This is a genomic window from Devosia sp. Root436, from assembly GCF_001426345.1.
Lineage (GTDB): Bacteria > Pseudomonadota > Alphaproteobacteria > Rhizobiales > Devosiaceae > Devosia.
In genome coordinates, this window is record NZ_LMEM01000001.1 from 35,700 (window position 1) to 56,915 (window position 21,216).

The 21,216-nt window shown below is 64.1% G+C and carries 26 protein-coding genes; 11 read left to right on the top strand and 15 right to left on the bottom strand.

Annotated elements, in window-relative coordinates; genetic code table 11:
• Nucleotides 1-11: 11 nt before the first annotated feature.
• From ASD04_RS00225 to ASD04_RS00245, 5 genes are all read right to left on the bottom strand, one after another.
• Nucleotides 12-494, bottom strand: coding sequence for an N-acetyltransferase (locus ASD04_RS00225; RefSeq protein ID WP_056250876.1), 483 nt, complete (start codon nucleotides 492-494; stop codon nucleotides 12-14).
• Nucleotides 472-1,815, bottom strand: a complete 1,344-nt coding sequence (locus ASD04_RS00230; RefSeq protein WP_056250879.1) for a TCR/Tet family MFS transporter — start codon at nucleotides 1,813-1,815, stop codon at nucleotides 472-474. Before ASD04_RS00230 ends, ASD04_RS00225 begins: the two co-directional genes overlap by 23 nt.
• A gap of 114 nt (nucleotides 1,816-1,929) precedes the next feature.
• Entirely contained in the window at nucleotides 1,930-3,144 is a 1,215-nt protein-coding gene (locus ASD04_RS00235) for a CmpA/NrtA family ABC transporter substrate-binding protein (RefSeq protein WP_056250882.1), read from the bottom strand.
• A 10-nt stretch (nucleotides 3,145-3,154) separates the two neighbouring features.
• A complete protein-coding gene (locus tag ASD04_RS00240) occupies nucleotides 3,155-3,745 on the bottom strand; it encodes an ANTAR domain-containing protein (RefSeq protein ID WP_056252753.1) in 591 nt (196 codons plus the stop codon).
• 74 nt (nucleotides 3,746-3,819) lie between these two features.
• Complete coding sequence (locus ASD04_RS00245; protein WP_056250885.1) at nucleotides 3,820-4,689, bottom strand: NAD(P)-dependent oxidoreductase; 870 nt, start codon at nucleotides 4,687-4,689, stop codon at nucleotides 3,820-3,822.
• A 214-nt stretch (nucleotides 4,690-4,903) separates the two neighbouring features.
• Between ASD04_RS00245 and ASD04_RS19560 the strand changes: the two genes are divergently transcribed.
• The 3 genes from ASD04_RS19560 (at nucleotide 4,904) to ASD04_RS00260 (ending at nucleotide 6,995) form a co-directional block, all read left to right on the top strand.
• Nucleotides 4,904-5,323, top strand: a complete 420-nt coding sequence (locus tag ASD04_RS19560; protein WP_056250886.1) for a hypothetical protein — start codon at nucleotides 4,904-4,906, stop codon at nucleotides 5,321-5,323.
• Between the two features lie 116 nt (nucleotides 5,324-5,439).
• A complete protein-coding gene (locus tag ASD04_RS19565; RefSeq protein WP_056250889.1) occupies nucleotides 5,440-5,778 on the top strand; it encodes an SH3 domain-containing protein in 339 nt (112 codons plus the stop codon).
• A 218-nt stretch (nucleotides 5,779-5,996) separates the two neighbouring features.
• Nucleotides 5,997-6,995, top strand: a complete 999-nt coding sequence (locus ASD04_RS00260) for an asparaginase (RefSeq protein WP_056250891.1) — start codon at nucleotides 5,997-5,999, stop codon at nucleotides 6,993-6,995.
• 3 nt (nucleotides 6,996-6,998) lie between these two features.
• Here ASD04_RS00260 and ASD04_RS00265 read toward each other — a convergent pair whose 3' ends face one another.
• On the bottom strand, nucleotides 6,999-8,279 hold the full coding sequence (locus ASD04_RS00265) for a TIGR03808 family TAT-translocated repetitive protein (protein WP_162245088.1): 1,281 nt from the start codon (nucleotides 8,277-8,279) through the stop codon (nucleotides 6,999-7,001).
• 130 nt (nucleotides 8,280-8,409) lie between these two features.
• On the opposite strand from ASD04_RS00265, the gene ASD04_RS00270 reads away from it, so the two are divergent.
• On the top strand, nucleotides 8,410-9,897 hold the full coding sequence (locus tag ASD04_RS00270) for a helicase HerA-like domain-containing protein (protein WP_056250897.1): 1,488 nt from the start codon (nucleotides 8,410-8,412) through the stop codon (nucleotides 9,895-9,897).
• On the top strand, nucleotides 9,894-10,457 hold the full coding sequence (locus ASD04_RS00275) for an LOG family protein (RefSeq protein ID WP_056250899.1): 564 nt from the start codon (nucleotides 9,894-9,896) through the stop codon (nucleotides 10,455-10,457). The genes ASD04_RS00270 and ASD04_RS00275 overlap by 4 nt, the downstream gene beginning before the upstream one ends.
• Nucleotides 10,458-10,467: 10 nt before the next feature.
• Here the strand turns inward: ASD04_RS00275 and ASD04_RS00280 are convergent, their stop codons facing one another.
• The gene (locus ASD04_RS00280) at nucleotides 10,468-10,785 is read right to left on the bottom strand and encodes a hypothetical protein (RefSeq protein ID WP_056250902.1); all 318 of its coding nucleotides are present in this window, start codon (nucleotides 10,783-10,785) and stop codon (nucleotides 10,468-10,470) included.
• A gap of 98 nt (nucleotides 10,786-10,883) precedes the next feature.
• Between ASD04_RS00280 and ASD04_RS00285 the strand changes: the two genes are divergently transcribed.
• Entirely contained in the window at nucleotides 10,884-11,522 is a 639-nt protein-coding gene (locus ASD04_RS00285) for a TetR/AcrR family transcriptional regulator (protein ID WP_056250905.1), read from the top strand.
• Here the strand turns inward: ASD04_RS00285 and ASD04_RS00290 are convergent.
• The 3 genes from ASD04_RS00290 to ASD04_RS20025 form a co-directional block, all read right to left on the bottom strand.
• The gene (locus tag ASD04_RS00290) at nucleotides 11,510-12,679 is read right to left on the bottom strand and encodes an FAD-dependent monooxygenase (RefSeq protein WP_056250908.1); all 1,170 of its coding nucleotides are present in this window, start codon (nucleotides 12,677-12,679) and stop codon (nucleotides 11,510-11,512) included. The two genes, ASD04_RS00285 and ASD04_RS00290, sit on opposite strands and share 13 nt — an antisense overlap.
• A 9-nt stretch (nucleotides 12,680-12,688) precedes the next feature.
• Nucleotides 12,689-12,934, bottom strand: coding sequence for a zinc-finger domain-containing protein (locus tag ASD04_RS00295; RefSeq protein WP_056250911.1), 246 nt, complete (start codon nucleotides 12,932-12,934; stop codon nucleotides 12,689-12,691).
• Nucleotides 12,935-13,647: 713 nt separating this feature from the next.
• Nucleotides 13,648-13,875: a DUF6471 domain-containing protein gene (locus ASD04_RS20025; RefSeq protein WP_348271011.1), complete on the bottom strand. Its 228-nt coding sequence runs from the start codon at nucleotides 13,873-13,875 to the stop codon at nucleotides 13,648-13,650.
• On the opposite strand from ASD04_RS20025, the gene ASD04_RS00300 reads away from it, so the two are divergent.
• The 3 genes from ASD04_RS00300 (at nucleotide 13,866) to ASD04_RS00310 (ending at nucleotide 16,006) form a co-directional block, all read left to right on the top strand.
• Nucleotides 13,866-14,621: an alpha/beta hydrolase gene (locus tag ASD04_RS00300; RefSeq protein ID WP_056250914.1), complete on the top strand. Its 756-nt coding sequence runs from the start codon at nucleotides 13,866-13,868 to the stop codon at nucleotides 14,619-14,621. The genes ASD04_RS20025 and ASD04_RS00300 overlap by 10 nt on opposite strands.
• 95 nt (nucleotides 14,622-14,716) lie before the next feature.
• Nucleotides 14,717-15,553: a serine O-acetyltransferase gene (gene cysE, locus ASD04_RS00305; RefSeq protein WP_056250916.1), complete on the top strand. Its 837-nt coding sequence runs from the start codon at nucleotides 14,717-14,719 to the stop codon at nucleotides 15,551-15,553.
• A 234-nt stretch (nucleotides 15,554-15,787) separates the two neighbouring features.
• On the top strand, nucleotides 15,788-16,006 hold the full coding sequence (locus ASD04_RS00310) for a DUF3126 family protein (RefSeq protein WP_156461078.1): 219 nt from the start codon (nucleotides 15,788-15,790) through the stop codon (nucleotides 16,004-16,006).
• Between the two features lie 208 nt (nucleotides 16,007-16,214).
• On the opposite strand, the gene ASD04_RS00315 is transcribed toward ASD04_RS00310, so the two are convergent.
• On the bottom strand, nucleotides 16,215-16,901 hold the full coding sequence (locus tag ASD04_RS00315) for a hypothetical protein (RefSeq protein WP_056250922.1): 687 nt from the start codon (nucleotides 16,899-16,901) through the stop codon (nucleotides 16,215-16,217).
• Between the two features lie 92 nt (nucleotides 16,902-16,993).
• On the opposite strand from ASD04_RS00315, the gene ASD04_RS00320 reads away from it, so the two are divergent.
• On the top strand, nucleotides 16,994-17,314 hold the full coding sequence (locus tag ASD04_RS00320) for a hypothetical protein (protein WP_056250925.1): 321 nt from the start codon (nucleotides 16,994-16,996) through the stop codon (nucleotides 17,312-17,314).
• 144 nt (nucleotides 17,315-17,458) lie between these two features.
• On the opposite strand, the gene ASD04_RS00325 is transcribed toward ASD04_RS00320, so the two are convergent.
• The 4 genes from ASD04_RS00325 to ASD04_RS00340 all read right to left on the bottom strand — a co-directional run bounded on the left by ASD04_RS00325 (nucleotide 17,459) and on the right by ASD04_RS00340 (nucleotide 20,236).
• Nucleotides 17,459-18,040: a transglutaminase-like cysteine peptidase gene (locus ASD04_RS00325; RefSeq protein WP_200940210.1), complete on the bottom strand. Its 582-nt coding sequence runs from the start codon at nucleotides 18,038-18,040 to the stop codon at nucleotides 17,459-17,461.
• 189 nt (nucleotides 18,041-18,229) lie between these two features.
• Nucleotides 18,230-18,754 (bottom strand): hypothetical protein, encoded by a 525-nt coding sequence (locus ASD04_RS00330; protein WP_156461079.1) that lies wholly within the window; start codon nucleotides 18,752-18,754, stop codon nucleotides 18,230-18,232.
• A gap of 66 nt (nucleotides 18,755-18,820) precedes the next feature.
• On the bottom strand, nucleotides 18,821-19,453 hold the full coding sequence (locus ASD04_RS00335) for a PilZ domain-containing protein (protein WP_056250940.1): 633 nt from the start codon (nucleotides 19,451-19,453) through the stop codon (nucleotides 18,821-18,823).
• Nucleotides 19,454-19,582: 129 nt separating this feature from the next.
• A complete protein-coding gene (locus tag ASD04_RS00340) occupies nucleotides 19,583-20,236 on the bottom strand; it encodes a PAS domain-containing protein (protein ID WP_056250943.1) in 654 nt (217 codons plus the stop codon).
• Between the two features lie 184 nt (nucleotides 20,237-20,420).
• Here ASD04_RS00340 and ASD04_RS00345 point away from each other — a divergent pair, with 184 nt between their 5' ends.
• Nucleotides 20,421-21,158 (top strand): rhomboid family intramembrane serine protease, encoded by a 738-nt coding sequence (locus ASD04_RS00345; protein ID WP_056250946.1) that lies wholly within the window; start codon nucleotides 20,421-20,423, stop codon nucleotides 21,156-21,158.
• Nucleotides 21,159-21,216 lie beyond the last annotated feature (58 nt).

Genomic DNA, 21,216 nt, shown 5'->3' on the forward strand with positions numbered 1-21,216 from the left:
GTGGGCGTGGCTCAGAGCGCCCGGAACATCACATAGCTGTCCACATAGCCATGCACCGGGTGGTTGAACGCCTTGGGCAGGGTGCCGACGATGGCGAAGCCCAGTTGCTGCCAGAGGGCCACGGCGCGGGTATTAGTCGAGACGACGTGGTTGAACTGCATGGCGCGGAAGCCGCGCTCTTTGGCGCGGACCAATGAATGTTCGCACATGGCGCGGGCTACGCCTTTGCCCTGGGCGGCCGGGGCGGTCATGTAACCGCAATTGGCGACATGGGCGCCGCCGCCGGCCTGGTTGGCCATGAGGTAATAAGTGCCGAGGGTGGCGCCGTTTTCCTCGGCGGCGAAGACTTCGTGTGTCGGGCCGAACCAGTATGCCTTGACCCCGGCCGCGTCGAGCTCGCGAGAAATGGCGTAGGTTTCGCCGGCCGCCAGCGTGGGCGCGACGATGTCCAGGATGGCGGGCTGGTCGGCCTCAGTGGCGGGGCGGATTTGCATCGGGATTGTCTGCGTCGTCGTCGATTGGCGGAACCCTGATCTGGCCCGGCGGCGCCATGTCGGGAACGACAGGCTTGTTGGCGATGGAGGGGCGATGGCCCAGCTCGAACCGCCATGCCGCCACAGCGAAGATGACCAGGGCCGCCGTCACGCAGATTGCCGCCGCCAGGAAAGGCGCGCCGGGGAAATAGCCGGGCGAATCCGCAGCCGTGGTGAAATAGGAAAAGATCTGTGTCGCCGCGAGCGGGCCGATGATGGTGGCCAGCGAATTGGCGGCGTTGACGGCGCCCTGCAGCTCGCCCTGCGCATTGTCGGGCACCTGGCGCGACAGCACGCCGTTGATGGCGGGGGCGGCCAGGCCGCTGATGGCGCCCACCATGATGAAGACGTAGAGGTAGAACACCTGGTCGGTGAAGGCGACGCCGGCAAAGGCGACGATGGCGGCGAGCAGGCCCAGCAGGGCGACGGGCGGCTCGCCGACGCGCTTGACCATGGGGCCGACGACGAAGGCCTGGCAGATGGCAAAGCCGATGCCGAAGGCGCCGAGGGCGCGGCCGATATTGGAGGAGGTGAATTCGAAGACTTCCACGGTGAAATAGCTGAACACCGTCGGCAGGGCCTGCGCCGCCAGCGAGAAGGAGAACAGCACGGCCAGCAGCCACAGCACGACCGGATATTGCCGGAGCGCAAGGAGGGCGCCGAACGGGTTGGCGCGGCGGATATCGAATTTGCGGCGGGAATGCCTGGGCAGGCTTTCGGGCAGTACCAGCAGGCCAAAGAGGAAATTGGCGAAGGCCAGCCCGGCGGCGGCGAAGAAGGGGACGCGGGGCCCGAATTCGCCGAGTTCGCCGCCGATCACCGGGCCGATGATGAAGCCGAGGCCGAAGGCGGCGCCAATGAGGCCGAAGCGCTGGGTCCGCTTATGGGGCGGGGTGATATCGGCCATGTAGGCCGTGGCCGTCGCCACCGCGGCGCCGGCGCAGCCGGCAATGACGCGGCCGATGAAAAGGTACCAGACGACAGGGGCGATCGACATCATCAGGTAGTCGAAGGTCAGCCCGAGCAGGGAGCCCAGCAGGATCGGCCGGCGGCCGAAGCGATCCGACAGATTGCCCAGAACCGGGGAGAAAACGAACTGCATGAAGGCATAGGTGAATACCAGATAGCCGCCGATGACAGCGGCATTGGCGACACTGCCGCCGGTCAAATCCTCGAGCAATTCGGGCAGCACCGGCACGATGATGCCGACGCCGATCATATCCAGCAGGATGGTCACCAGAATGCAGGCCAGGGTCAGGCGTGAACGGGTCGCTGCTTGCATACTTGGGCGCTAACCTTGTGAATCCTGACCGGCCTCGTCGTGTCGCGCAGTTGACACAGGCGGACCATTCAACGCAAGGCCGAACGGCTGCAAAGGGTTCCATCGAGCAGGGAATCAGGCGGTGGGGCGCTGGGTGGCAATGTAGCTTTCCAGCGCGTCCGGGTCGAAGATGGCACCATCGAAGAACAGGTCGGGGCCCATGGTCAGGGAGCCGGTGGTGGCGGCGATGATCGAGGGCGTTGCATGCGCTCCGTCGGTCTTGAAGTCGGCTGACGGCACGGGCATGCCCAGGGGCGCCAGCGCGGTGCGGTAGAGGTCGGGGCGGAAGGTGGCGGCAGCCGTCGTGGCGTTGGCGCTGCCTTGGGTGACTTCGCCCCAGCGGACCATTTGCGAATAGTACCAGAGCGCGTGGCTCTTCCAGGGGAAGTTGGCGGCGCCGGCATGGGGGATGAAGTAGTCCCGCACCTGGCTGGTAACGCCGCCGCCGATGTCTAGCCGGCCGGTCAGGGCGCGGGCGACGATGGCGCTGGCGGTGTCGAGATAGGCCGGGGCAGACATGATGCGGGCCGCCTCCGGGTGGTTGGCGGGGTCGGCGCACCATATTCCGGCGCGGTAGATGGCGCGGATGAGGGCGGCGACCAGGTCGGGATGCCGGTCGGCCCAACTGGCGCGCATGCCGATCACCTTGTCGGGGCTCGATTGCCAGATCGAGGCCTTGACCGTGGCGATATGGGCGCCCCTGGTGGCGACGCCGATGCTGTTCCACGGTTCGCCGACGCAATAGCCGTCAATGCCGCCCGTGCCCAGGGCATCGGGCAGGAGGGGCGGGGGCAGGACGACGATCTCGATATCGCGATCCGGCACGATGCCGCTGGCGGCGAGCCAGTAGCGCAGCTCGTAATTGTGTGACGATGTCTGATGCACCACGCAGAAGCGCAGCTTGCGCGGTGATGCCGCGACCACCCTGGCGAGCGCGGCGCCGGCCGGACCGGCGGCGAGGTCTCCGGGTGCGCCCTGGTCGGCCATGGCATGCCAGAGTTCGGCGCTGACGGTGATGGCGTTGTTGCCAAGCCCCAGCACGATCGGCGCGATCATCGGCGTGGCGATCGGGGTGAGGCCCAGGCTGGCGGCAAGCGGCATCGGCGCCAGCATCTGGGCAATGTCGAAATGGCCGATGGCGGCGCGGTCGCGGATATTGGCCCAACTGGTCTCCCGCACCAGATGCAGCTCCAGCCCTTCGGTGGCGGCAAAGCCCTTTTCATGCGCGAGAACCAGCAGCGCGCTATCGAGCAGGGGCAGGAATCCGGCGGTGAGGTGGGTGAGGGGCATGGCGGCGTTCCTATGGGCCCAGGAGTGCGGCTGCGGTCACCAGGCTCTGGGCGATGTCGACCATCCGCCGGTTCTGGTTCATGGCGGTGGAGCGGAGCAGGGCATAGGCGTCGGCCTCGCTGAGAGCGCGCGTTCGCATCAGGATACCCTTGGCCTGCTCGATGAGCTTGCGGTCCTCGAGCTCGCTGCGCGCCTGTTCAAGCTCCCGCGTCAGGCGGGAAAAGGCATTGAAGCGGGAGATGGCCATGTCGAGGATCGGCTTGACGCGCTCCTTCTTGAGCCCGTCGACCACATAGGCCGAAACACCGGCCTCGACCGCCTTTTCGATCATCGCGCCGTCCGAACGGTCGACGAACATGGCGATGGGGCGCTGGATGGCGCGGGACAGCGAGAAGAAATGTTCGAGCGTGTCGCGCTTGGGGTTTTCGAGATCGATGACAATGACGTCGGGCATGGTGGCCTGGATGGTGAGGGCGACCTCGTTGACGTCATGGATGACGGCGACACGCATATGTCCGGCCTCGCGCAGCCCGTCCTCGATGATGGACGCGCGGATGCGATTCTCGTCGATGATCAGAACGGACAGGTCGGGGCTGGGCATTGCCAGCAGTTTGCCGGTGCCCAGAAAAAGCACAAGTGCAGATTGTGCACATTTCATATGCAATTCGACGGGTGCTAGCCCTTGGCAGAGATCTCGTTGCGCCAGGTATATTGCGGGGAGTAGCCCAGCATGCGCTTGGCCTTCTCGATGGAGAGCAGCGTGCCATTGGCGGTGAGATTTCCCCTGGCTTGTACGTCGGGGAAAACCTCGGCCAGCAGCGACATGTTGGACCGGCTCATGACGGTATCGGCATTGGCGATGATGAAGGCCTCAAAACCCCGGAAATCGGCCTGGATCGAGCGGCGCACGGCCTGGGCGCCATCGCGGGCGTCGATGTAACCCCAGAGGTTCCATTTGCGGCTGCGCGGGTCGGCGTCGAATTTGGGGAAGGCGGCGTAGTCTTCCGGATTCATGACGTTTGAGAAGCGCAGGCCGACAATGCGCAGTTCCGGGTCCCAGCGGCAGAACTGGGCGGCCATGGTCTCATCCAGGAGCTTGCCGAGCGAATAGGCCGATTCGGGACGCGGATAGTATTCCTCGTCGACCGGGGCATAGGGCGGAGGCGTGTCGAAGGGCAGGCCGAGCACCGTTTCGCTGGAGGCAAAGACCACGTTCTTGATGCCGGCGAGGCGGCTGGCCTCGAACACATTGTAGGTCGTGGGCACATTGTTGGCGAAGGTGCGGGCATTGGCGGCGAGGCCGGGCGCGGGAATTGCGGCCAGATGCACCACGGCATCGAACGGCCCCTTGCGTTCGTCCACACCGCCGAGAATGGCGGCGGCGACTTCGCCGAAATTGGTCAGGTCGATCCGCACGCTGGGGCAGATGGGATCGGGCAAGGCGTGCTGGTCGAGGTTGAGAACCTCGTAGCCATGGGCCACCAGATCGCGCAGAACCGCGCGCCCGAGCTTGCCGCTCCCACCCGTCACCAAAACCTTGGGCATGCGAACCTCCTCTATTTTCTCACGATTTTCGCTATCGCGGCAGGCACAGCCTAAGCCGGAACGGGGCGGCTGCCAACGCCCCCTGGCGGGTAAACAAAGGATGAATGGGCGTCTCAGCATGGGTTCAAACGCCAGGGCGCAGAACTGGCGGCACGGTCGATGACAGGCATCGACATCGCCGCCGTTCCCGGCGGCAACACACAGGAGACGACACATGCTCAAGACCACCGTTCTGGCCGTTCTCGTCGGCCTTGCCAGTGCCGCAACCACGCTGCCCAGCGCCGCCCAGTTCCTCGCCGGCCCTCCCAATTTCCCGAGCAACGGCTACGAGGAAGACTGCGCTTATCCGCTGAACTACATGCCGCGCGTGACCCGCGCCCATATCCAGTCGATCGACGGGCAGCCGGTCTATCTGGTGCCCGTCTGCGAGGACGGGTTGATCGGCCGCAACGACGATTATGGCTGGCTGTTCGTCCACGGCAATGTGGACACCTTGCGTCTGCCCATCGCCCGCAACGACACGCTGATGGCTGCGCTGACCGCCCAGGGCTACGACAGCCAGGACGTCATTTCGCTGCGTTTCGGCGGCGGCGACAGCATCACCCTCTACGTCCATCAGCGCAACCTGCGCTGAGCCGAGGCCGCAACCCTGCCCGCGCAGATGAACGGTTTCTGAACATGGGTCTCAGGACCAGTTCAAGCCGGATCGGGCAGGGTGATCTCAACAACCGAACTGTCCAGGGGGACACGATGAACAAACAACAGGAAAAGGTTCTGGTCGCCACGCTGTGCGGCCTCGTGATTGCCGCCGCCGGCGCCTTCGCCGTGCAGCCCACCATGGCCGCCGGCTACCAGGTGGACCAACTGGCGCAGGTGACGGGCGTGGCCCATTGGGACCAACTCAATGTGCGCAAGTGGCCGGCATCCTATTCGCAGAAGATCGGCGCCTTCACCCCGGGCAGCCATGTCTGGGTGGAACGCTGCATCGAAACCAAGAGCGGCGCCGACTGGTGCCTGGTCGACGCGCAGGACACGACGGGCTGGGTCAATTCCCGTTATCTGACTGTCGTCTACGACTGGGATCTTTGATCCCGGAGTCTTTCATTTTCGCCGTCGTCGGCGACGGCGGAGACCCGGCAGGCTGTGGTTCAACCATCGCCGCAGATCGCAACTACAGGCTGTCCGGGCCTCCACCCTCGCCGATGCGAGCCAGCCAGTGTTTCGTGCGTACCTCCTTCCCATGCTCTGTTGACTTTTCCGGTCCTGCGCTGTTCGTGAGAACCGCCTGGACCGGAGGTTTTTTTTTGATGGATGCCAATCCCGTTCTTGCCGAGACCATTCGCGGCAACTGGGTCGAAAACCGTCATCGCGGCGCCTATGTCGTGATGGATGCCGATGGGCGGATCATCGCCTCGGCGGGGGATATCGAACGCCCGGTGTTTCCGCGTTCGGCCATCAAGTCGATGCAGGCTTTGCCGATTTTCGCGCGCCATGCCGAAGACAGGTTCCACCATTCCGAGGAAGAGCTGGCGCTGGCCTGCGCCAGCCATCACGGCGAGGAGGTGCATGTGGCGACGGCCAATGGGCTGCTGACCCGCATCGGGCTTTCCGCCGCCGACCTCGAATGCGGCGCGCATGTGCCGACCAATGCGGCGGCGCGCGAGGCGCTGCGGGCGGCGGGGGCGGAACCCAGCCCGCTGCACAATAACTGTTCGGGCAAGCATTCCGGCATGCTGAGCGTGGCCCTGGCCATGGGCGTGCCGACATCAGGCTATGTCGGTCGCGAGCACGCGGTGCAGCAGGCCGTGCGGGGGGCGGTGGAAGCGGTGATCGGCGAGAGCCTGACCGAGGGAAAGTGCGGCACTGACGGTTGCTCGATTCCTACCTTTGCAGCGCCCTTGCGCGCCTTTGCCTATGGCTTCGCGCGCATGGCGACGGGCCGGGGCATCTCGGCCGAACTCGGCGCGGCGGCGCAGCGGCTGTTCAATGCGGCCACGAATCATCCGCATCTGGTGGCCGGCACGGGTCATGCCGACACGCTGCTGATGACGGCGTTCAAGGGAAGGTTGATGCAGAAGATCGGCGCCGAGGGCGTGCAATGCGGCGCCATCCGCGACAAGGGCTGGGGTTATGCGCTCAAATGCGACGATGGCAACATCGCCGCCAGCCAGGCCATGCTGGCCGGCCTGCTGCTGAAGCTGTCCGACCCCGATGCCGAGCAGCGGGCCCTGCTCGAAACGCTGGCCCACCAGACGATCAGGAGCGTGCGCGGGGCCGCGGTGGGGGAATTGCGCGCGGTGGTCTGAGGTCTATTGGAAACTGACGTTCGGGTGACGCCCGGCATTGGCCATGAGGTCGGCTTCCACGATGTCGCTCCAGGCAAGGCCGACGATGGCGTGCTGGCGGGCGGAGACGGTGTTGCTGCCGATCTGGACCGGGCCGGCGCCGTCTACCACGCTGACGCCGATGCCGATATCGCTCTGGCTGATGACGTTGCCCGATATCAGCACGTTGCGCAGGAAAGTGCCGTAGCCGGCAGCGATGGCGATGCCGGGTACATCCTGCACTGTATTGCCGGTGATGGCGGTTTCGGCTTCGGCGAAGATGCCGATGGGGATGGTGTCGGGGTTAACCGGCGAGTTCGGGGTGATGTTGCGCACGATATTGCCGGCGCAGACGGCCAGTTGCCCGCCCGAATCGAGGTTGGTGATCGAGATGCCGGTGGCGGCGCCATCGATGATGTTGTTGGCGATGACCGAGCCGGAGAATTCGAACTCGGAAAAGATCGCGACTTCGCCGGAGCGCAGGCAGGTATTGCCGCCGACCTGCGTGTTGCGGGTGGCGTTGAGGCGGATAGCGGTGAAGGCGCAATCGGCGATGTGGTTGTTGGCGACGATGACCTCGTCGGCCTTGAACACATTGATGCCATTGCCATTCTGACCATTGCCGCCATCGCGCCAATCGATATTGGAAATGCGGTTTGCGGTGACGATGGAGCCGTCGGCGCCGCTTTCGGAGCGCCAGATGCGGATGCCGGCATTGCCGCAGGTGTCGATGCTGTTGCCTGAGATGAACAGGCCCCGGCTATCCATGGCGTGGATGGCGGCATCGCCCAGCTCGCTGAAATGGCAATTGATGATGGTGACGCCGGCATCGGCAATGCTCACGCCGATGGCGGAGGCGCGGAACCGGCAGCGTTCGAGGGTGATATCGTCGCTGGCCACGATGCCCAATCCGACGGCGCCGGAGGCGAAGGCGATATCGCGGAGAACCAGCGTGCCGCGGTCATGGATGGACATGGAATTGCCGTCTGGCAGCGAGGTCAGTTCGGTGCTGCCCGGAACCCCCTGAACCACCAGATCGGACGGAAAATCGAGGCCGGAGACATGGATGATGCCGGGCGGCAATTGCAGCGCCCGTCCGGCCGCGGCGGCCTGATCGAGCGCCGCCTGCAGGGCGGGGCCCTGGTCCTGGCCGGTATCACCGACGACGCCGAGCGTGGTTGCATCGAGCATGGACTGAGCGCGGGCGGCCGGCGTGGCGGCCAGAATGGCAAGTCCGGCAAGGACATGGCGGCGGTTGGCGAGCATGGCTTTTCTCATGCCGCCATTGTGCCGCGTCCGGCCCGGTCCTGCCATCAGCAATGGAAAACAGAGTTACGAGTTGTCCCGCCGCGACCGGGACGGCTATAAGAACCCAATTCAAAGGATGGCGGCGCCGATGCTCATTGACGACAAGATCTTTCTCGGGGTCAGTACGCATCCCGAATACCTGGCGCTCAAGTACGGCAATCGGCATGGCCTGGTGACCGGGGCGACCGGCACCGGCAAGACCGTGACATTGCAGGTGATGGCCGAGGGATTCTCGGCTGCCGGGGTGCCGGTTTTTGCGGCCGACATCAAGGGCGATCTCAGCGGCGTGGCCAAGATGGGCGCGGCGCAGGGATGGCAGACCCAGCGCGCTACCGATATCGGCTTCACCGATTTCAAGGACGACATATTCCCGGTGATCTTCTGGGATCTGTTCGGGCGGCAGGGCCATCCCATCCGCGCCACGATCTCGGAAATGGGCGCGCTGCTGCTCAGCCGCATGCTGGAGCTCAACGATACGCAGGAAGGCGTGCTCAACATCGCCTTCAAGCTGGCCGACGACGAGGGTCTGCTGCTGCTCGACCTCAAGGATCTCAGGGCGCTGCTGGTCGATATTCAGGAGCGGGCCAAGGAAATTTCCACCCGCTACGGCAATGTCACCACCGCCTCGATCGGCTCGATCCAGCGGGCCTTGCTGGTGCTGGAACAGCAGGGCGCGGAGAATTTCTTTGGCGAGCGGGCGCTGGATATTGCCGACTTGATGCGGACGGACCGGGATGGCAGGGGGTTCATCTCGATCCTGGCGGCAGACGAATTGATGCGCGCACCAAGGCTTTACGCGACGTTCCTGCTGTGGATGCTGAGCGAGCTGTTCGAGGAACTGCCCGAGGTGGGCGATCCGGACAAGCCGAAGCTGGTGTTTTTCTTCGACGAAGCGCATCTGCTGTTCGACGACGCGCCCAAGGTGCTGATCGACAAGGTCGAGCAGGTGGTGCGGCTGGTGCGCTCCAAGGGCGTCGGCGTCTATTTCGTGACGCAGAACCCGGTCGATATTCCCGAAACCGTGCTGGCGCAGCTGTCCAACCGGGTGCAGCACGCCTTGCGGGCCTATACGCCGCGCGAGCAGAAGGCGGTGCGGGTGGCGGCCGAGACATTCCGGCCCAACCCGGAATTCTCGACCGAAGAGGTCATTACCCAGCTTGGCATCGGCGAGGCGCTGGTCTCGGTGCTGGAGGACAAGGGCATTCCCTCGGTGGTGGGACGGACGCTGATCCGGCCGCCTTCGGCGCAGGTGGGGCCGCTGCTGCCCGAGGAACGCCGGTCGATTGTCGCCAATTCGCCGGTGGCGGGGCTCTATGACACGGTCGTCGACCGCGAATCGGCCTTTGAAACGCTGGCGAAGAAGGCGCGTGACCGGCAATTGGCCGAGGAGCGGCAGCAGCAGGATGATGAATTGCGCAAGGCCGAGCGGACCTATCAGGACGACAAGCCGCGCCGCAGTTCGACCCGCCAGACGCCGGCGGAAGCGGCGATGAATTCGCTGGCGCGCACGGTTGCCAACCGGCTGGGAAGCGCGCTGGTGCGCGGCATTCTCGGCGGCCTGAAGCGCGGCCGATGAGCATGGTGGAGTCCGCCGCCGCCATTGTCGCCGTCTTTGCTTCCGACAAGGGGCCGGGCGATCCCGAGCGCGCCTCGATCATGAGCCAGGCCGGCACTTATTTGGCCAAGCGTGGCGCGCGCATCGTTTGCCTCGCGGAAAACGGCATTATTCCGGTACCGCTGATCACGGCGGCACGGACGGCGGGCGGGGTGGTGCAGATCGTCGCCGATGCCAGTATCGCGCTGCCCAAGGCGCTGGCCGGCGTGACGATGGATGTCCTGCCCGACAAGGCCGAGCGGCTGGCGCGGGTGGCGCAACTGGCCGATGCCTATGTGGCTTTGCCCGGTTCGCTGGCTTCGGCCTCCGCGCTGTTCGGCACCTGGGCCGCCGCCAAGGCGCAGGGGCGGACGCCGCCCGTGGTCATGCTCAACCGCCACAAGGCCTATGAGGTGATGCGCGGCTACGCCGCGGACGTGCTGTCGCCGGGACTGCCCGGCTATGAGCGGGCCGTGCAGTTCGCCGACACGATCGAGGATTTGTGGGCGCGGCTCAGCAGGTTGGTCAGCGAGGCTCGCTAGGGTTTGGCGCCTAGAATGTCGCCGCCTGGACCTTGTAGAGCTTGACCGGCTTGGCGCTGCCGCGGGCGATGATGCCCTTGAATTCCAGGTCGAGCTGGACGCCCTTCATCCACCAGCCGGCCTTTTCGCCGCCGGGGAAATGCTCCTGCGACAGGATGGGCCTGATGGCCTCGCGCAGTTCGGCCGGAGTGATGCCGGGCGCCTCTGGCGGTAGCACGGCGAGCACCGCCTCCTTCATCGCCATGAACCGCGCCTTGTCGACCCGCACCTTGTGATCGGGCGAGACGGCATTTTCCATCAGGTATTTTTCGGCTCCATCCCGGGCCATGCAGGTCTCCATTGAGTGGACTGGACAGTCCAGTTCTGGCATTGCGTCAAACTAGACTGTCCAGTATGATTGTCAAGTGGAGTCAACGGAGACGGTGGATGGTTGTGGAAGAAGGCGTTGTGGGGGCAGGGCGCTCCGAGCGCAAGCGGCAGGCGGTGCTGGCGGCGGCGACGGAGACTTTTCTCAAGTCCGGCTATCTCGGGGCCAATATGGACGAGATCGCCGCGATGTCGGGGGTGTCCAAGCAGACGGTCTACAAGAATTTCGGCAGCAAGGAAGCGCTGTTCATCGAGGTTGTCACCTCCATGACCGGGGCGGCCGACCTGCGCGTGCATACGGCGCCGGCCGAGCCTGACACTGCCGAGGCGCTGGACCGGTTCCTGTTCAACTACGCCCATCGGCAGCTCTCGGTGGTGATGACGCCGCGGCTGATGCAGTTGCGGCGGTTGGTGATCGGCGAGGTCAGCCGGTTTCCCGACCTGGCGCGGGTGCTCTATGAGCGCGGGCCGCAACGGGCCGTGCAGGTGCTGGCGGGGATTTTCGGGCGGCTGGAGGCGCGCGGGTTGCTGGCCTGCCCAGAACCGGAGATCGCGGCGACCAATTTCAACTGGCTGGTCATGGCCGAGCCGGTCAACCGCGCCATGTTGATGGGCGATGGCGAATTGCCGTCCGACGCGCAATTGCGGGTGGTGGCGAAGGAGGCCGTGCGGGTTTTCCTGGCGGCCTACGGCTCGTAGCCATAGAGCCAGGCCAGCCGTCGCAGGTGGCCTCGGCTGCCTTGCAGCGCGATCACGGTGTTGCGAGCCACGCTCAACGGCCATGGCATATGGAAGATGCGGCCATTGGCGGCCGAGACACTGGCGGCGCGGGCGGTGCGGCGGCGGCGGCGCTGGTGGTATTTCTCGAAGGCGGTTTCGGCATTGGATTCGGCAATGAGCAGGGGGGCGAGGACGGCGGCATCCTCGATGCCCATGGCAGCGCCCTGGGCCTGGAAGGGCACCATGGCGTGGGCGGCATCGCCGACGATGCCGATATTGCCGGCATGCCAAAGCGGCGTATCGACGGTGTAGAGTGGCCAGGAGGTCCAGTCGCTCGCCGTTTCGAGGATCGCGGACAGCAGCGGCCAGCTAGCGATGCTGTTCGGCAGGGTGGGGCGTTCTCCTTTGTCCGACGGATTACGCTGCGGGGCGAACAGGGCCAAGTTCACCTGACCGCGATGGGGAAGAGGATAAGCGACGGCGTGGACATCGCGCGCGAGGAAAACCGAGACCCGGTCGAGCGGCAATTTATCTTTGACCGCAGGGGCTTGCAGCAGGGTGCGCCAGGCGGCGCTCTGGGTGTAACGGGCGGGCGGGCCGCCGATTATGTCGGTGCGGGTGCGGGAATGGACGCCATCGGCGCCGATGAAGGCGTGGCCCCGGCCGGTGCGGGTCTGGCCATTGGCCTCGTCGATGGACACCGTGATGCCGCGGGCGTGGGAGACCACGTCCCAGTTCCTGACGCCGAAGACGATATCGATATTGGCGAAGCGCCGGCAGGCCTTGTAGAGGGCGTCGGCGAGGTCGGCACGGTGCATGACGGCGTAGGGCGCGCCGAAGCGGGCCTGCATGATGGCGCCGAGCTCCAGCGTGACCAGCGGGACCGGGCGGCCATGCGGGTAGATATCGATGCCATCAGGCTCGAGGCTGCGGGCCGAAATGGCATCGCCAACGCCGAGATTGTTGAGGATTTTCCGGGCGTTAGGGCTGACCTGCAGGCCGGCGCCGAATTCGGAGACGGTGAGGCCGCGTTCGAGGATCACCACGGCGGCGCCGAACTTGGCCAGCGCCAGGGCCAGGGTCATGCCGGCGATTCCGGCGCCGGCTATGTAATAGGTACGGCCCGTGCCGGGCATGGGATGCGCTTAAGCGGCGTCGGCCTGGAAGACCGCGGAAAGCGGGTTGGCAGTGCCGGGAGCCAGGCGCGAATTGAACACGTAATGCGTTGAACAATAAGAGCAAACGGCCTCATTGTCCTTGCCCATGTCGATATAGATATGGGGATGATCGAATGGCGGCAGGGCGCCGACGCACTGAAATTCCTTGGAGCCGACCTCGATCTGGCGAAGGCCTTCGGTATTGTGGAAATGGGGCGTGCTGCCGTGGGCCATGTGGGTAATCCGGATGGTGGGATAGTTCGGCCGGAACATAATAGATGGCGGAAGGCAATGGAAGGCGGGTACCACACCCAAACGCCTATTGATTTACGGTGTCATTCCCGCGAAAGCGGGAATCTCCGGCATTATGCATCAAACGCACTAAGTTTTTAGGGTCGGATTATGACGACTCCTCAAACGCTCGGAATCCGGGCATGGTGTGCCCATGAATGTAGTAGTCCGCGCCACTCGCGATACATTGGGGCACTTGAAGACACTGGTCTCCACGGCATTTGTCGGGCTGGTTTCTCTAGTCGCACTCAAGTTCTTGGGGGGCGACCAAGTGGCACTTGATGAAGTTCCCTATATCGTAGCAGCGCTAACTGGCACCGTCGCGGGCTTATCTGTAAATTTTGTTTGGAACCTTGCAGCGTCTCCGTTTTGGATAGAACGCGATGCGCATAGCAAAACCATGGATGAACTCGCGGCAACAAAGAGGAAACTCGAGGGCCTTGAAGCGGACAGAGCGGCCCTTCTTACGGAGATGGCAAAAGATAGCCCGGTATGGATTGACGAGGCGAGCGGAGCGACAGTCATAGGGCGAGCTGGCGAACCTTGTGAAGTTCGCGGAGGCACCTTCCCCAATGGAATACGATTAGATGGCAATGGCCACCGCATAATTGGGAGCACCTTTGGCTCAAGAAATGGAAGGTAATAGCCTCATATGTCTAGGTGCAATTGACTTGACCAATTGCCGCCAGGCATTGCAGTAAAAGCGCCGCTGCGAATTTGCCCCTAGAGAGCTTATTGCGCACGTTGGCCTCTTTCTCGCCAACGCCAATCGCCGCTCGTTGGTGCGTTTGATACATAAGGCCGGGAATCACCGTTTCTGGATGGTCCGGCCAATGGAGATTCCCGCTTGCGCGGGAATGACGCGGTGAGAAACATGCCCACATACCAGTCCGATGGCCTGACCCTTGCCTATGAGTCCTTTGGCGCGGGGCTTCCGGTGCTCTGCATCCATGGCTTTGCCTCAAGCGCGAAGGTCAACTGGATCGACACCGGCTGGGTCGAGACGCTTGTCGGGGCGGGGTACCGCGCCATCGTGCTCGACAATCGGGGGCACGGGGCTTCCGACAAGCCGCACGATCCCGAACGATATTATCCCAGCGACATGGCGCGCGACGGTGTGGCGCTGCTCGATCATCTCGGCATCGAACGATCGGCCATTCTAGGCTATTCGATGGGCGCGCGCATAAGTGCGTTCATGGCGTTCGACCATGAGGAGCGGGTCGCCTGCGCCATTTTCGGCGGCATGGGGATGAACCTCATCAACGGGCTCAGCGATGGCAACGACATCATTGCCGGCCTGCTGGCGCCCGACCTGGCCGGGCTGACCCACAAGACGGCGCGGCAGTTCCGTATCTTTGCCGACCACACCAAATCGGACCGGGAGGCGCTGGCGGCCTGCATGGAGACGTCGCGCCAGCCGATGGCGCGGGCCGATGTGCGGCGAATCAACGTGCCGGTGCTGGTGGCGGTGGGCGAGGCGGACGAGATGGCGGGGCCGCCCGGACCATTGGCCGAGCTGCTGCCGCGGGCGGAGGCATTCGTCATCCCCAAGCGGGACCATATGCGGGCGACGGGCGACAAGGCATTCAAGGCCGCGGGGCTGGACTTCCTGGGCAGGAATTTCGCCTGAAACAGGCAAATGTGAACCAAACCACGTGTCCAGGCTTTGTCCTGGAGCATCATATGGCTTATATCGGTGTTTCTCGATGAAGCGGAGAATGCGCCATGTCCAGCAGCGCCCGGAAGTCTGTAGCGATCAAAGCGATCGACCCTGTATGGGACGCCGTGCGGGCCGGGGCGCAGCAGATCGTGGCGGCCGAGCCGTCACTGGCCAACATGGCGGTTTCCGCAATTCTCAATCATGACACGTTCGAGCAGGCGCTGGCGCATCGCCTGGCGGCGCGGCTCGATCATGACGACGTTTCGGCCGACCTGATCCGCCAGGCCTTTGCCGAGACGCTGGCCGACTCTCCCGAGATTGCGGTCAAGGCGCGGGTCGACCTGGCCGCGACGCTGGAGCGCGATCCAGCCTGCCACCGGGCGATCGAGCCACTGCTGTTCTTCAAGGGCTACCAGGCCATCCAGACGCATCGCTTTGCCCATGCCATGTTCAAGGCGGGGCGGCGGGACTTTGCGCTCTACCTGCAGAGCCGGGCCAGCCAGGTGTTCCAGGTCGATATCAATCCAGCGGTGCCGATGGGCAAGGGCATCATGCTCGACCATGGTACGGGCCTCGTCATCGGCGAGACCGCGGTGGTGGGCGATAATGTGTCGATGCTGCAGAATGTGACGCTGGGCGGCACCGGCAAATCCGACCAGGACCGCCATCCCAAGATCGGCAACGGCGTGCTGATCGGGGCGGGCGCCAAGGTTCTGGGCAATATCATCGTCGGCGACTGCTCGCGCATCGGCGCCGGCTCGGTGGTGCTCAAGGAAGTGCCGCCGCGGGTGACCGTCGCCGGCGTGCCCGCCCGGGTGATCGGCGAGGCCGGCTGCGCCCAGCCGGCGCTGGTAATGGACCAGATGGTGCTGGTCTACGATCTTGCTTCGCCAGTTGAGTAAGGGTGGCCTGAAAATGGCCGACTTCTGCGCTTCCACGTTAGAGTGCGCTCAGCCATTTTCGACTCGCCATGACCCAGCTGGCTTCGCAAGCAGCGCCCCCGGAACATCGGGCTGGCCCGGCCAAGACAAGGCAACCGAGCAGCTTGTTACCGCTAAAATGCTCGTGGTCAGGGGTTGTATGCGGTGCAGGGGCGACTAGATTGCCGCTCAATGCAAATCAGTAGGACACCCACAGTGAACCATCCCGAGATCATCAAGCTGCAGAAATTCCTGCAGCTGAAGTTCAACAACAAGAACATCGACGTGCGGCCGCGCGCCAAGCTCAACGATTCCGTCGAAGTGTTCATTGGCGATGAATCGATCGGGCTCATTCACCTGGACGACGAGGATGGCGACAAGTCGTATATCTTCAACATGTCGATCCTCGATATCGACCTGGACGAGGTGAGCTGAGAGGCGTCTGGCTTTAATCACGGTGTCATTCCGGCCCGCGGGTCGCTTCGCGCCTGAGGACAGGCTCCGGCCGGAATCCATCTTGAGATGGCTCAGCTTCCTCCGGGCGCGGATAGACCTCAGAATGGATCCCGGCCTTCGCCGGGATGACATCGCGTAAGCGAATGCTCAAGCGTTCGCCCGGCGGTAGCGTGGGCGGCGGCGTGCCTCACCACGCGCCCACAGGCTCCAGCCAGCGTTGCATTTCTCCGTCGAACTGGCGCCAGGATTGCAGGATGGTGGCGTCGAAGGTGTAGACTGCGGCGATGCCGCTGGGCAGGTAGACGGTGCGGACGCATTGGGCAGCGCCGTCTGGGGCGAGGGGCTGTTCGCATTTGGCGACGAAGGGATTGGGCGACAGCGCGTCATACCAGACGCTCTCGCCGGCATAGCCGTTGCTGGCCAGCATGGGCTTGCCCACCAGGCCCGGCACGCCATCCAGGGTTTCATCGGCGAATTGATGCAGATAGACGCGGTCGAGCAGGCTGGCGCTGGCGCGGGCGCGGCTGCGGGGAAGTAGGGTTATATCGACCGGCATGGGCGTTTCCACGCCCTCGGGCGCGTAGAGGATGCGCAGGTCGATCTGGCTGGTGAAGCCGTCGCGGATCTGTTCGCCATAGCGGAACCAGGCGGCGGGAATGGACAATTCCCGTCCCGAAATGGTCTGCGAGACGGGGTCCGCGTCATCGAGGGATGGGGCGGGGATGCGGCTCGAGCGGCCGAGTTCATCGACGAGATAGGCCATGCCCACGGCCAGCAGCAGCACCAATACGGCAATGCCGGCAAGGTTGTAGGCCAGCGACGAAGGGCCGGAATGGCGGCCCGCGGGGGCCGATTGCGCACGCATTTCCAGCATTAACCAGTTCTGTCGAGGAGAGGTGACAGGCCATCAGGCGGGCAATATGCTTAATGAAGGGTTAATAGAGCCGGCGCGGGGACGGATTGGGCATGACCAAGGAATTGCTGCTCGCAGCCTTCTTGATTGGCGTTGGCTTGTGCATAGCGGGGGCCGGCACGCATCTCTACCAGTGGCTGGCCCGGCAGCAGGCCATGCTGCGCTATGACGGCAAGACGTTCATCAATTCCATGGGCAACCTGGCGGTCAGCTTCGTCTGCGGGCCCTACATCATGCTGCAGATGGGCTGGCAGCATGAGGAGGACGGCACCATTTCGATGACCTCGGCGCTGGTCTCGGCAGTGGTGGCGTTCGGCTGGGCCTTCGTCACCGGGCTGCTGTTCATGGGGATTTACGTGGCGGTGCGGTTCTAGGGGCGCGTTGCTACCAAGGATACAAAGCAATGAGGCCAGCTTCGCGAGAAGCTGGCCTCATTCATCAGACCCCTATCAGGGATAGGCTTTGGGCGGGGTCCGGAAGGCTACGGGAGTTGTGCTTCCCGCTTATTCTTGTTGAACTCAGTTGATCGCTGCGGTGGCAACGACGATTTCACGGGTGTCGATCATATCGACCCACTGGCCGGCATTGGCCTGGGACTGGCGCTTGATGAATTTGTAGGGGGTCTGGCTCCACAGATCGATCGAGCCGACCTGGTTGTCGAGCACGAGGTCGCCGCGGTCGGTGCGGACCATCAGCACGGCATGGCCTTCGCCATTGGCCTGCTTGACGACGGCCATCAGCAGCGTCGAGGCGGGCCAGCCGGCATTGATGAGCTCGCGGCGCTTGGCCAGCGCATAATCTTCACAATCGCCGTAGCCGTTGGGATAGGTCCAGAATTCGGCGACCTGGTAGAGCTCCTGGTCGGTGACCGGAACGACATGCTGGTTGATGCCGGCATTGACGGCGAGCAGCTGCTGCCACAGGGCTTCTGTCAGCGGCACGGCCGCGACGGGATCGGCATTGGCGCGGCATTCGTCGGGGCGGCTCTTGCAGAATTCGGCATGGCCCACCGGAATGGAGGTGGTGCCGCCAACGGTCTGCACGAAGGCGACATTGGTGGTGTCGAAGGCCTGGGCCGGATTGCCGATAGCGAGCGCCATAAGGGCACTCAAGAGAGCGGCTCCCAGTCCTTTCTTGTTGAAACGCATTGTGTGATCTCCCTGATGGAGACCACGTTAGGGGCGCCGGATTGCCCCGGTCCGAAAACTACAACGCAGTTTTTAAGCGTGTTTTATCGATCTGATTCCGGCAAAATTAACCATGCAGGGCAGGGGCTTGGCCGGAACTGCTCAGGGATGGAGTCCGGCAAGGACGCGGGCGTAGAGCGCATCGTCCTGGCCGGCGCCCTCGCGGCATTGCTTGGAGCCGATATGGATGGTGGTGACCGCGTCGAGGCCGCCCGAGGCGTAGCTGAAGGCCTTTTCCTCGACCAGGCCGGAAGCCATGTGCCAGTTCTGGTGATGGGCCACGACATTGGCGCCGCCGGCATCGACCGCCAATGCGGTGACGCAGACATAGTCGTCGTCGCGCGGGTCGTTGTCGGTCAGGCGCTGGGTGAGGTTGAGGACGCCGCGATCCAGGTCGAGGGTGACCGAGATGTCGACCCACTGGTTGCGCTTCCAGTCCCATTTCTGGTGGTAGAGCGGGCATTGCAGCAGCGAACCGCTGGGCGTGCAATCGGCGATGTCGATCTTTTGCCAGGCATAGCCGTTCCAGTCACTGCGGCCGTCGGCGAATACGCCCTGGGCGGCCCCGAAGGAGAGGAAGGTGGCGGCAAGGGTGGCGAGGCTGGAGGCGCGAAGCATGCTTGTCATGAAAGCATCATAGAGGCTTCCCCGCGACGGGAGAATTCACAAGCGCGCGCAGCGCCGTGACCGCGCTCAGTTCATCCGCAGATTCTGCTGGATGACGGTCAGCATTTCCTGGGCCGAGGCGAATTCCACCGCGACGCCATTCTGGAAATGGCGGACGACGCGGGCGCGCATGCGGCCGAGCGTGACCGGCGTGCCCATGGCCGGGCGGACATCGAGCTCGATGGCGGCGCCGGAGAGGGAAATGTCGATGATCTTGCAATTGTAGCGTCGGCCATCGTCGAGGACGACGGTGGAATGGCGGATATCGGGCACCACGCGCTCGTGGCGGCGATCCTCGGGCAGGTTCAACACATCCTTGTTGGCCAGCCAGGTCAGCTGGGCCGCCATCTTGTCGCGCTTGCGCGGCGAGGCGGCGATATCCATCAGGAACCCGCCTTCCATCTGGTTGAGGATAGTGCCCTCGATGCGGCCGACATGATCGACATAGGCGATGACCTTTTCACCGGCTATGCCGGCGACGGGCGCGATCACCACGGCATCGCCGGGGGACATTTCGAGGATCTGGCAGGGGAATTCGCGGCGGTCGGCCAACATGTAGCGGCCAAGCACGGAGACTTTGACGCGCTGGAACTTGCTCGATTCCGCGCGGGTGCGGACCGGGGCGATGAACTGGCTGGAGGGGAGGTCGTCGCTGAGCATTCGCCGGACCACTGACGCATTGTGTTTCCACAGCAAGCTAGCGGGTCTTGGTTAACGCAAAGTATTGCGATGCGGGTATTTGCGCAGTGGGACACCGCGCAAATTGAACAGATTGGGTAGAGGAAATACTTACTGACGTCCGCCGTCGATAACCGCCAGATGGGCGTAGCGGCGGGCGGTGCGGCCATAGACCACCGCGGGCATGGCGATGGGGGCGGCGCCGCCGACGAAGCTCACGTCGTTGACCACATTGGTCGCAACTTCGCGCACCGAATCTTCCATCCCCATATCGTCCGGCCAGATCAGGCGCAGGCCGGTGATGCGCTGCTCCAGGATCGGCTGCACGCCGAGCCAGTAGGGCTCGTCGAGCGCCGTCATGGCGCCAAGCAGGCGGGTATGGGTCGAGCCGTTGTGACGCAGCGGCATCAGGATGGTCTCGAAGGTGACCTTGGTGTGGAGCGCGGTGGTGCCCTGGAAGGTTACCAGCGCCACGGCATGATCTTCGGTGACGGCGCGGATCAGGGTTTCCATCGCGTCGTGATCGCGCTCGTGCCACAATGCCGAGAAGGAGCGCCCCTTGAGCTCGCGGCAATAGGCGGTGCAGAGGTGCGAACCGGCAAGGCGGAAGGAGAACTTCTCGCTCTCATCGAGCTCGAGAATGAAGGTATTGGCCAGGGCATCGCGGATGCGCGTGGGGTCGATATCCTTCCGATCGGGGGCGCTGCGCGCACCACGGATGGAATTCCAGTAGTCGTAAAGCGTCCTGGTGCTCGTCTTTTGCATCGTTTTTTCTCGACCCGCCAAGTGGGGCGGGGCGCTCCCCCCTCGGAACGCAGCCGCCACCAACCGACTTTGGCAAAAGTGCGGGACAAAAGCGCTCTTAAAGAACAGTTAAGGTTAACGGGCGCGGGCCAATGTGGAAAAGAACAGCGTAAGGCGCGGGGCGCCAGCGAGTCGGAGCGAAGTGATGAGTGAACAAGGTCAGGCGCCGGTAAATCCCCGTCCGGCGGGACGCGAGCCGGTCTTCCTGCTGCCGGGCGATGTTACGGCTGTCATCGGCGTATTGGTGGCCATTCACCTGGCGTCAACCCTGGTGCTTAACCAGGCGGGGCAATTGCAACTGGTGTTCTGGTTCGCCTTCCAGCCGCTGCGTATCATTGCGGGACTGGATGATATTTCGCTGGCGGTGCCGCTGATCTGGACGCCGTTCAGCCATGCGCTGATGCATGCGGGCTGGGAGCATCTGCTGGTCAATGCCGCGTGGTTCGCCATTTTTGCAACGCCGGTGTCACGGCGCTACGGGGCAGGGCCGATGCTGGCGGTCTTCTTCGTCTCGGCGGCGGCGGGCGCGGCTTTGTTCGCGGCGACGACGCTCTATTCGGGCTCGTACCTGATCGGGGCATCGGGCGGAGTGGCCGGGCTGACGGGCGCGGCGGTCCGCTTCATCTTCCAGCCGGTGATCGTGGCGCAGCATCCGGAGACGGGGGAGCGGGTGATCGTGGGTCGGCGGCTGGCCAGTTTCGGTGACCTGTGGCGCGACAACCGGGCACGGCTGTTCATCCTGATCTGGGTGGTACTGAACGCGGCAGTGCCGCTGCTGCCGCTGGTGACGGGCATGCAGATGGCGGTGGCCTGGCAGGCGCATCTGGGCGGGTTCTTTGCCGGGATATTACTGGTGGGGGCGTTCGAGCGGCGCGTGGAATAGGGGTACGCGGGGGCTTGCTACCCCTCTCCCTCAAGGGGAGAGGGCGGTTCTTCCGCGT

What these genes read in the sequence shown, in the direction of transcription:
- ASD04_RS00315 (WP_056250922.1), bottom strand. Translation starts at nt 16,901, where the DNA reads ATGCTGGAAATGCGTGCGCAATCGGCCCCCGCGGGCCGCCATTCCGGC.
- ASD04_RS20025 (WP_348271011.1), bottom strand. Translation starts at nt 13,875, where the DNA reads ATGTGGGCATGTTTCTCACCGCGTCATTCCCGCGCAAGCGGGAATCTC.
- ASD04_RS00295 (WP_056250911.1), bottom strand. Translation starts at nt 12,934, where the DNA reads ATGGCCCACGGCAGCACGCCCCATTTCCACAATACCGAAGGCCTTCGC.
- ASD04_RS19560 (WP_056250886.1), top strand. Translation starts at nt 4,904, where the DNA reads ATGCTCAAGACCACCGTTCTGGCCGTTCTCGTCGGCCTTGCCAGTGCC.
- ASD04_RS00340 (WP_056250943.1), bottom strand. Translation starts at nt 20,236, where the DNA reads ATGCAAAAGACGAGCACCAGGACGCTTTACGACTACTGGAATTCCATC.
- ASD04_RS00335 (WP_056250940.1), bottom strand. Translation starts at nt 19,453, where the DNA reads ATGCTCAGCGACGACCTCCCCTCCAGCCAGTTCATCGCCCCGGTCCGC.
- ASD04_RS00345 (WP_056250946.1), top strand. Translation starts at nt 20,421, where the DNA reads ATGAGTGAACAAGGTCAGGCGCCGGTAAATCCCCGTCCGGCGGGACGC.
- ASD04_RS00235 (WP_056250882.1), bottom strand. Translation starts at nt 3,144, where the DNA reads ATGCCCCTCACCCACCTCACCGCCGGATTCCTGCCCCTGCTCGATAGC.
- ASD04_RS00270 (WP_056250897.1), top strand. Translation starts at nt 8,410, where the DNA reads ATGCTCATTGACGACAAGATCTTTCTCGGGGTCAGTACGCATCCCGAA.
- cysE (WP_056250916.1), top strand. Translation starts at nt 14,717, where the DNA reads ATGTCCAGCAGCGCCCGGAAGTCTGTAGCGATCAAAGCGATCGACCCT.
- ASD04_RS00225 (WP_056250876.1), bottom strand. Translation starts at nt 494, where the DNA reads ATGCAAATCCGCCCCGCCACTGAGGCCGACCAGCCCGCCATCCTGGAC.
- ASD04_RS00300 (WP_056250914.1), top strand. Translation starts at nt 13,866, where the DNA reads ATGCCCACATACCAGTCCGATGGCCTGACCCTTGCCTATGAGTCCTTT.
- ASD04_RS00285 (WP_056250905.1), top strand. Translation starts at nt 10,884, where the DNA reads ATGGTTGTGGAAGAAGGCGTTGTGGGGGCAGGGCGCTCCGAGCGCAAG.
- ASD04_RS00275 (WP_056250899.1), top strand. Translation starts at nt 9,894, where the DNA reads ATGAGCATGGTGGAGTCCGCCGCCGCCATTGTCGCCGTCTTTGCTTCC.
- ASD04_RS00265 (WP_162245088.1), bottom strand. Translation starts at nt 8,279, where the DNA reads ATGCTCGCCAACCGCCGCCATGTCCTTGCCGGACTTGCCATTCTGGCC.
- ASD04_RS00330 (WP_156461079.1), bottom strand. Translation starts at nt 18,754, where the DNA reads ATGACAAGCATGCTTCGCGCCTCCAGCCTCGCCACCCTTGCCGCCACC.
- ASD04_RS00245 (WP_056250885.1), bottom strand. Translation starts at nt 4,689, where the DNA reads ATGCCCAAGGTTTTGGTGACGGGTGGGAGCGGCAAGCTCGGGCGCGCG.
- ASD04_RS00260 (WP_056250891.1), top strand. Translation starts at nt 5,997, where the DNA reads ATGGATGCCAATCCCGTTCTTGCCGAGACCATTCGCGGCAACTGGGTC.
- ASD04_RS00290 (WP_056250908.1), bottom strand. Translation starts at nt 12,679, where the DNA reads ATGCCCGGCACGGGCCGTACCTATTACATAGCCGGCGCCGGAATCGCC.
- ASD04_RS00280 (WP_056250902.1), bottom strand. Translation starts at nt 10,785, where the DNA reads ATGGCCCGGGATGGAGCCGAAAAATACCTGATGGAAAATGCCGTCTCG.
- ASD04_RS00240 (WP_056252753.1), bottom strand. Translation starts at nt 3,745, where the DNA reads ATGCCCAGCCCCGACCTGTCCGTTCTGATCATCGACGAGAATCGCATC.
- ASD04_RS19565 (WP_056250889.1), top strand. Translation starts at nt 5,440, where the DNA reads ATGAACAAACAACAGGAAAAGGTTCTGGTCGCCACGCTGTGCGGCCTC.
- ASD04_RS00230 (WP_056250879.1), bottom strand. Translation starts at nt 1,815, where the DNA reads ATGCAAGCAGCGACCCGTTCACGCCTGACCCTGGCCTGCATTCTGGTG.
- ASD04_RS00325 (WP_200940210.1), bottom strand. Translation starts at nt 18,040, where the DNA reads ATGGCGCTCGCTATCGGCAATCCGGCCCAGGCCTTCGACACCACCAAT.
- ASD04_RS00320 (WP_056250925.1), top strand. Translation starts at nt 16,994, where the DNA reads ATGACCAAGGAATTGCTGCTCGCAGCCTTCTTGATTGGCGTTGGCTTG.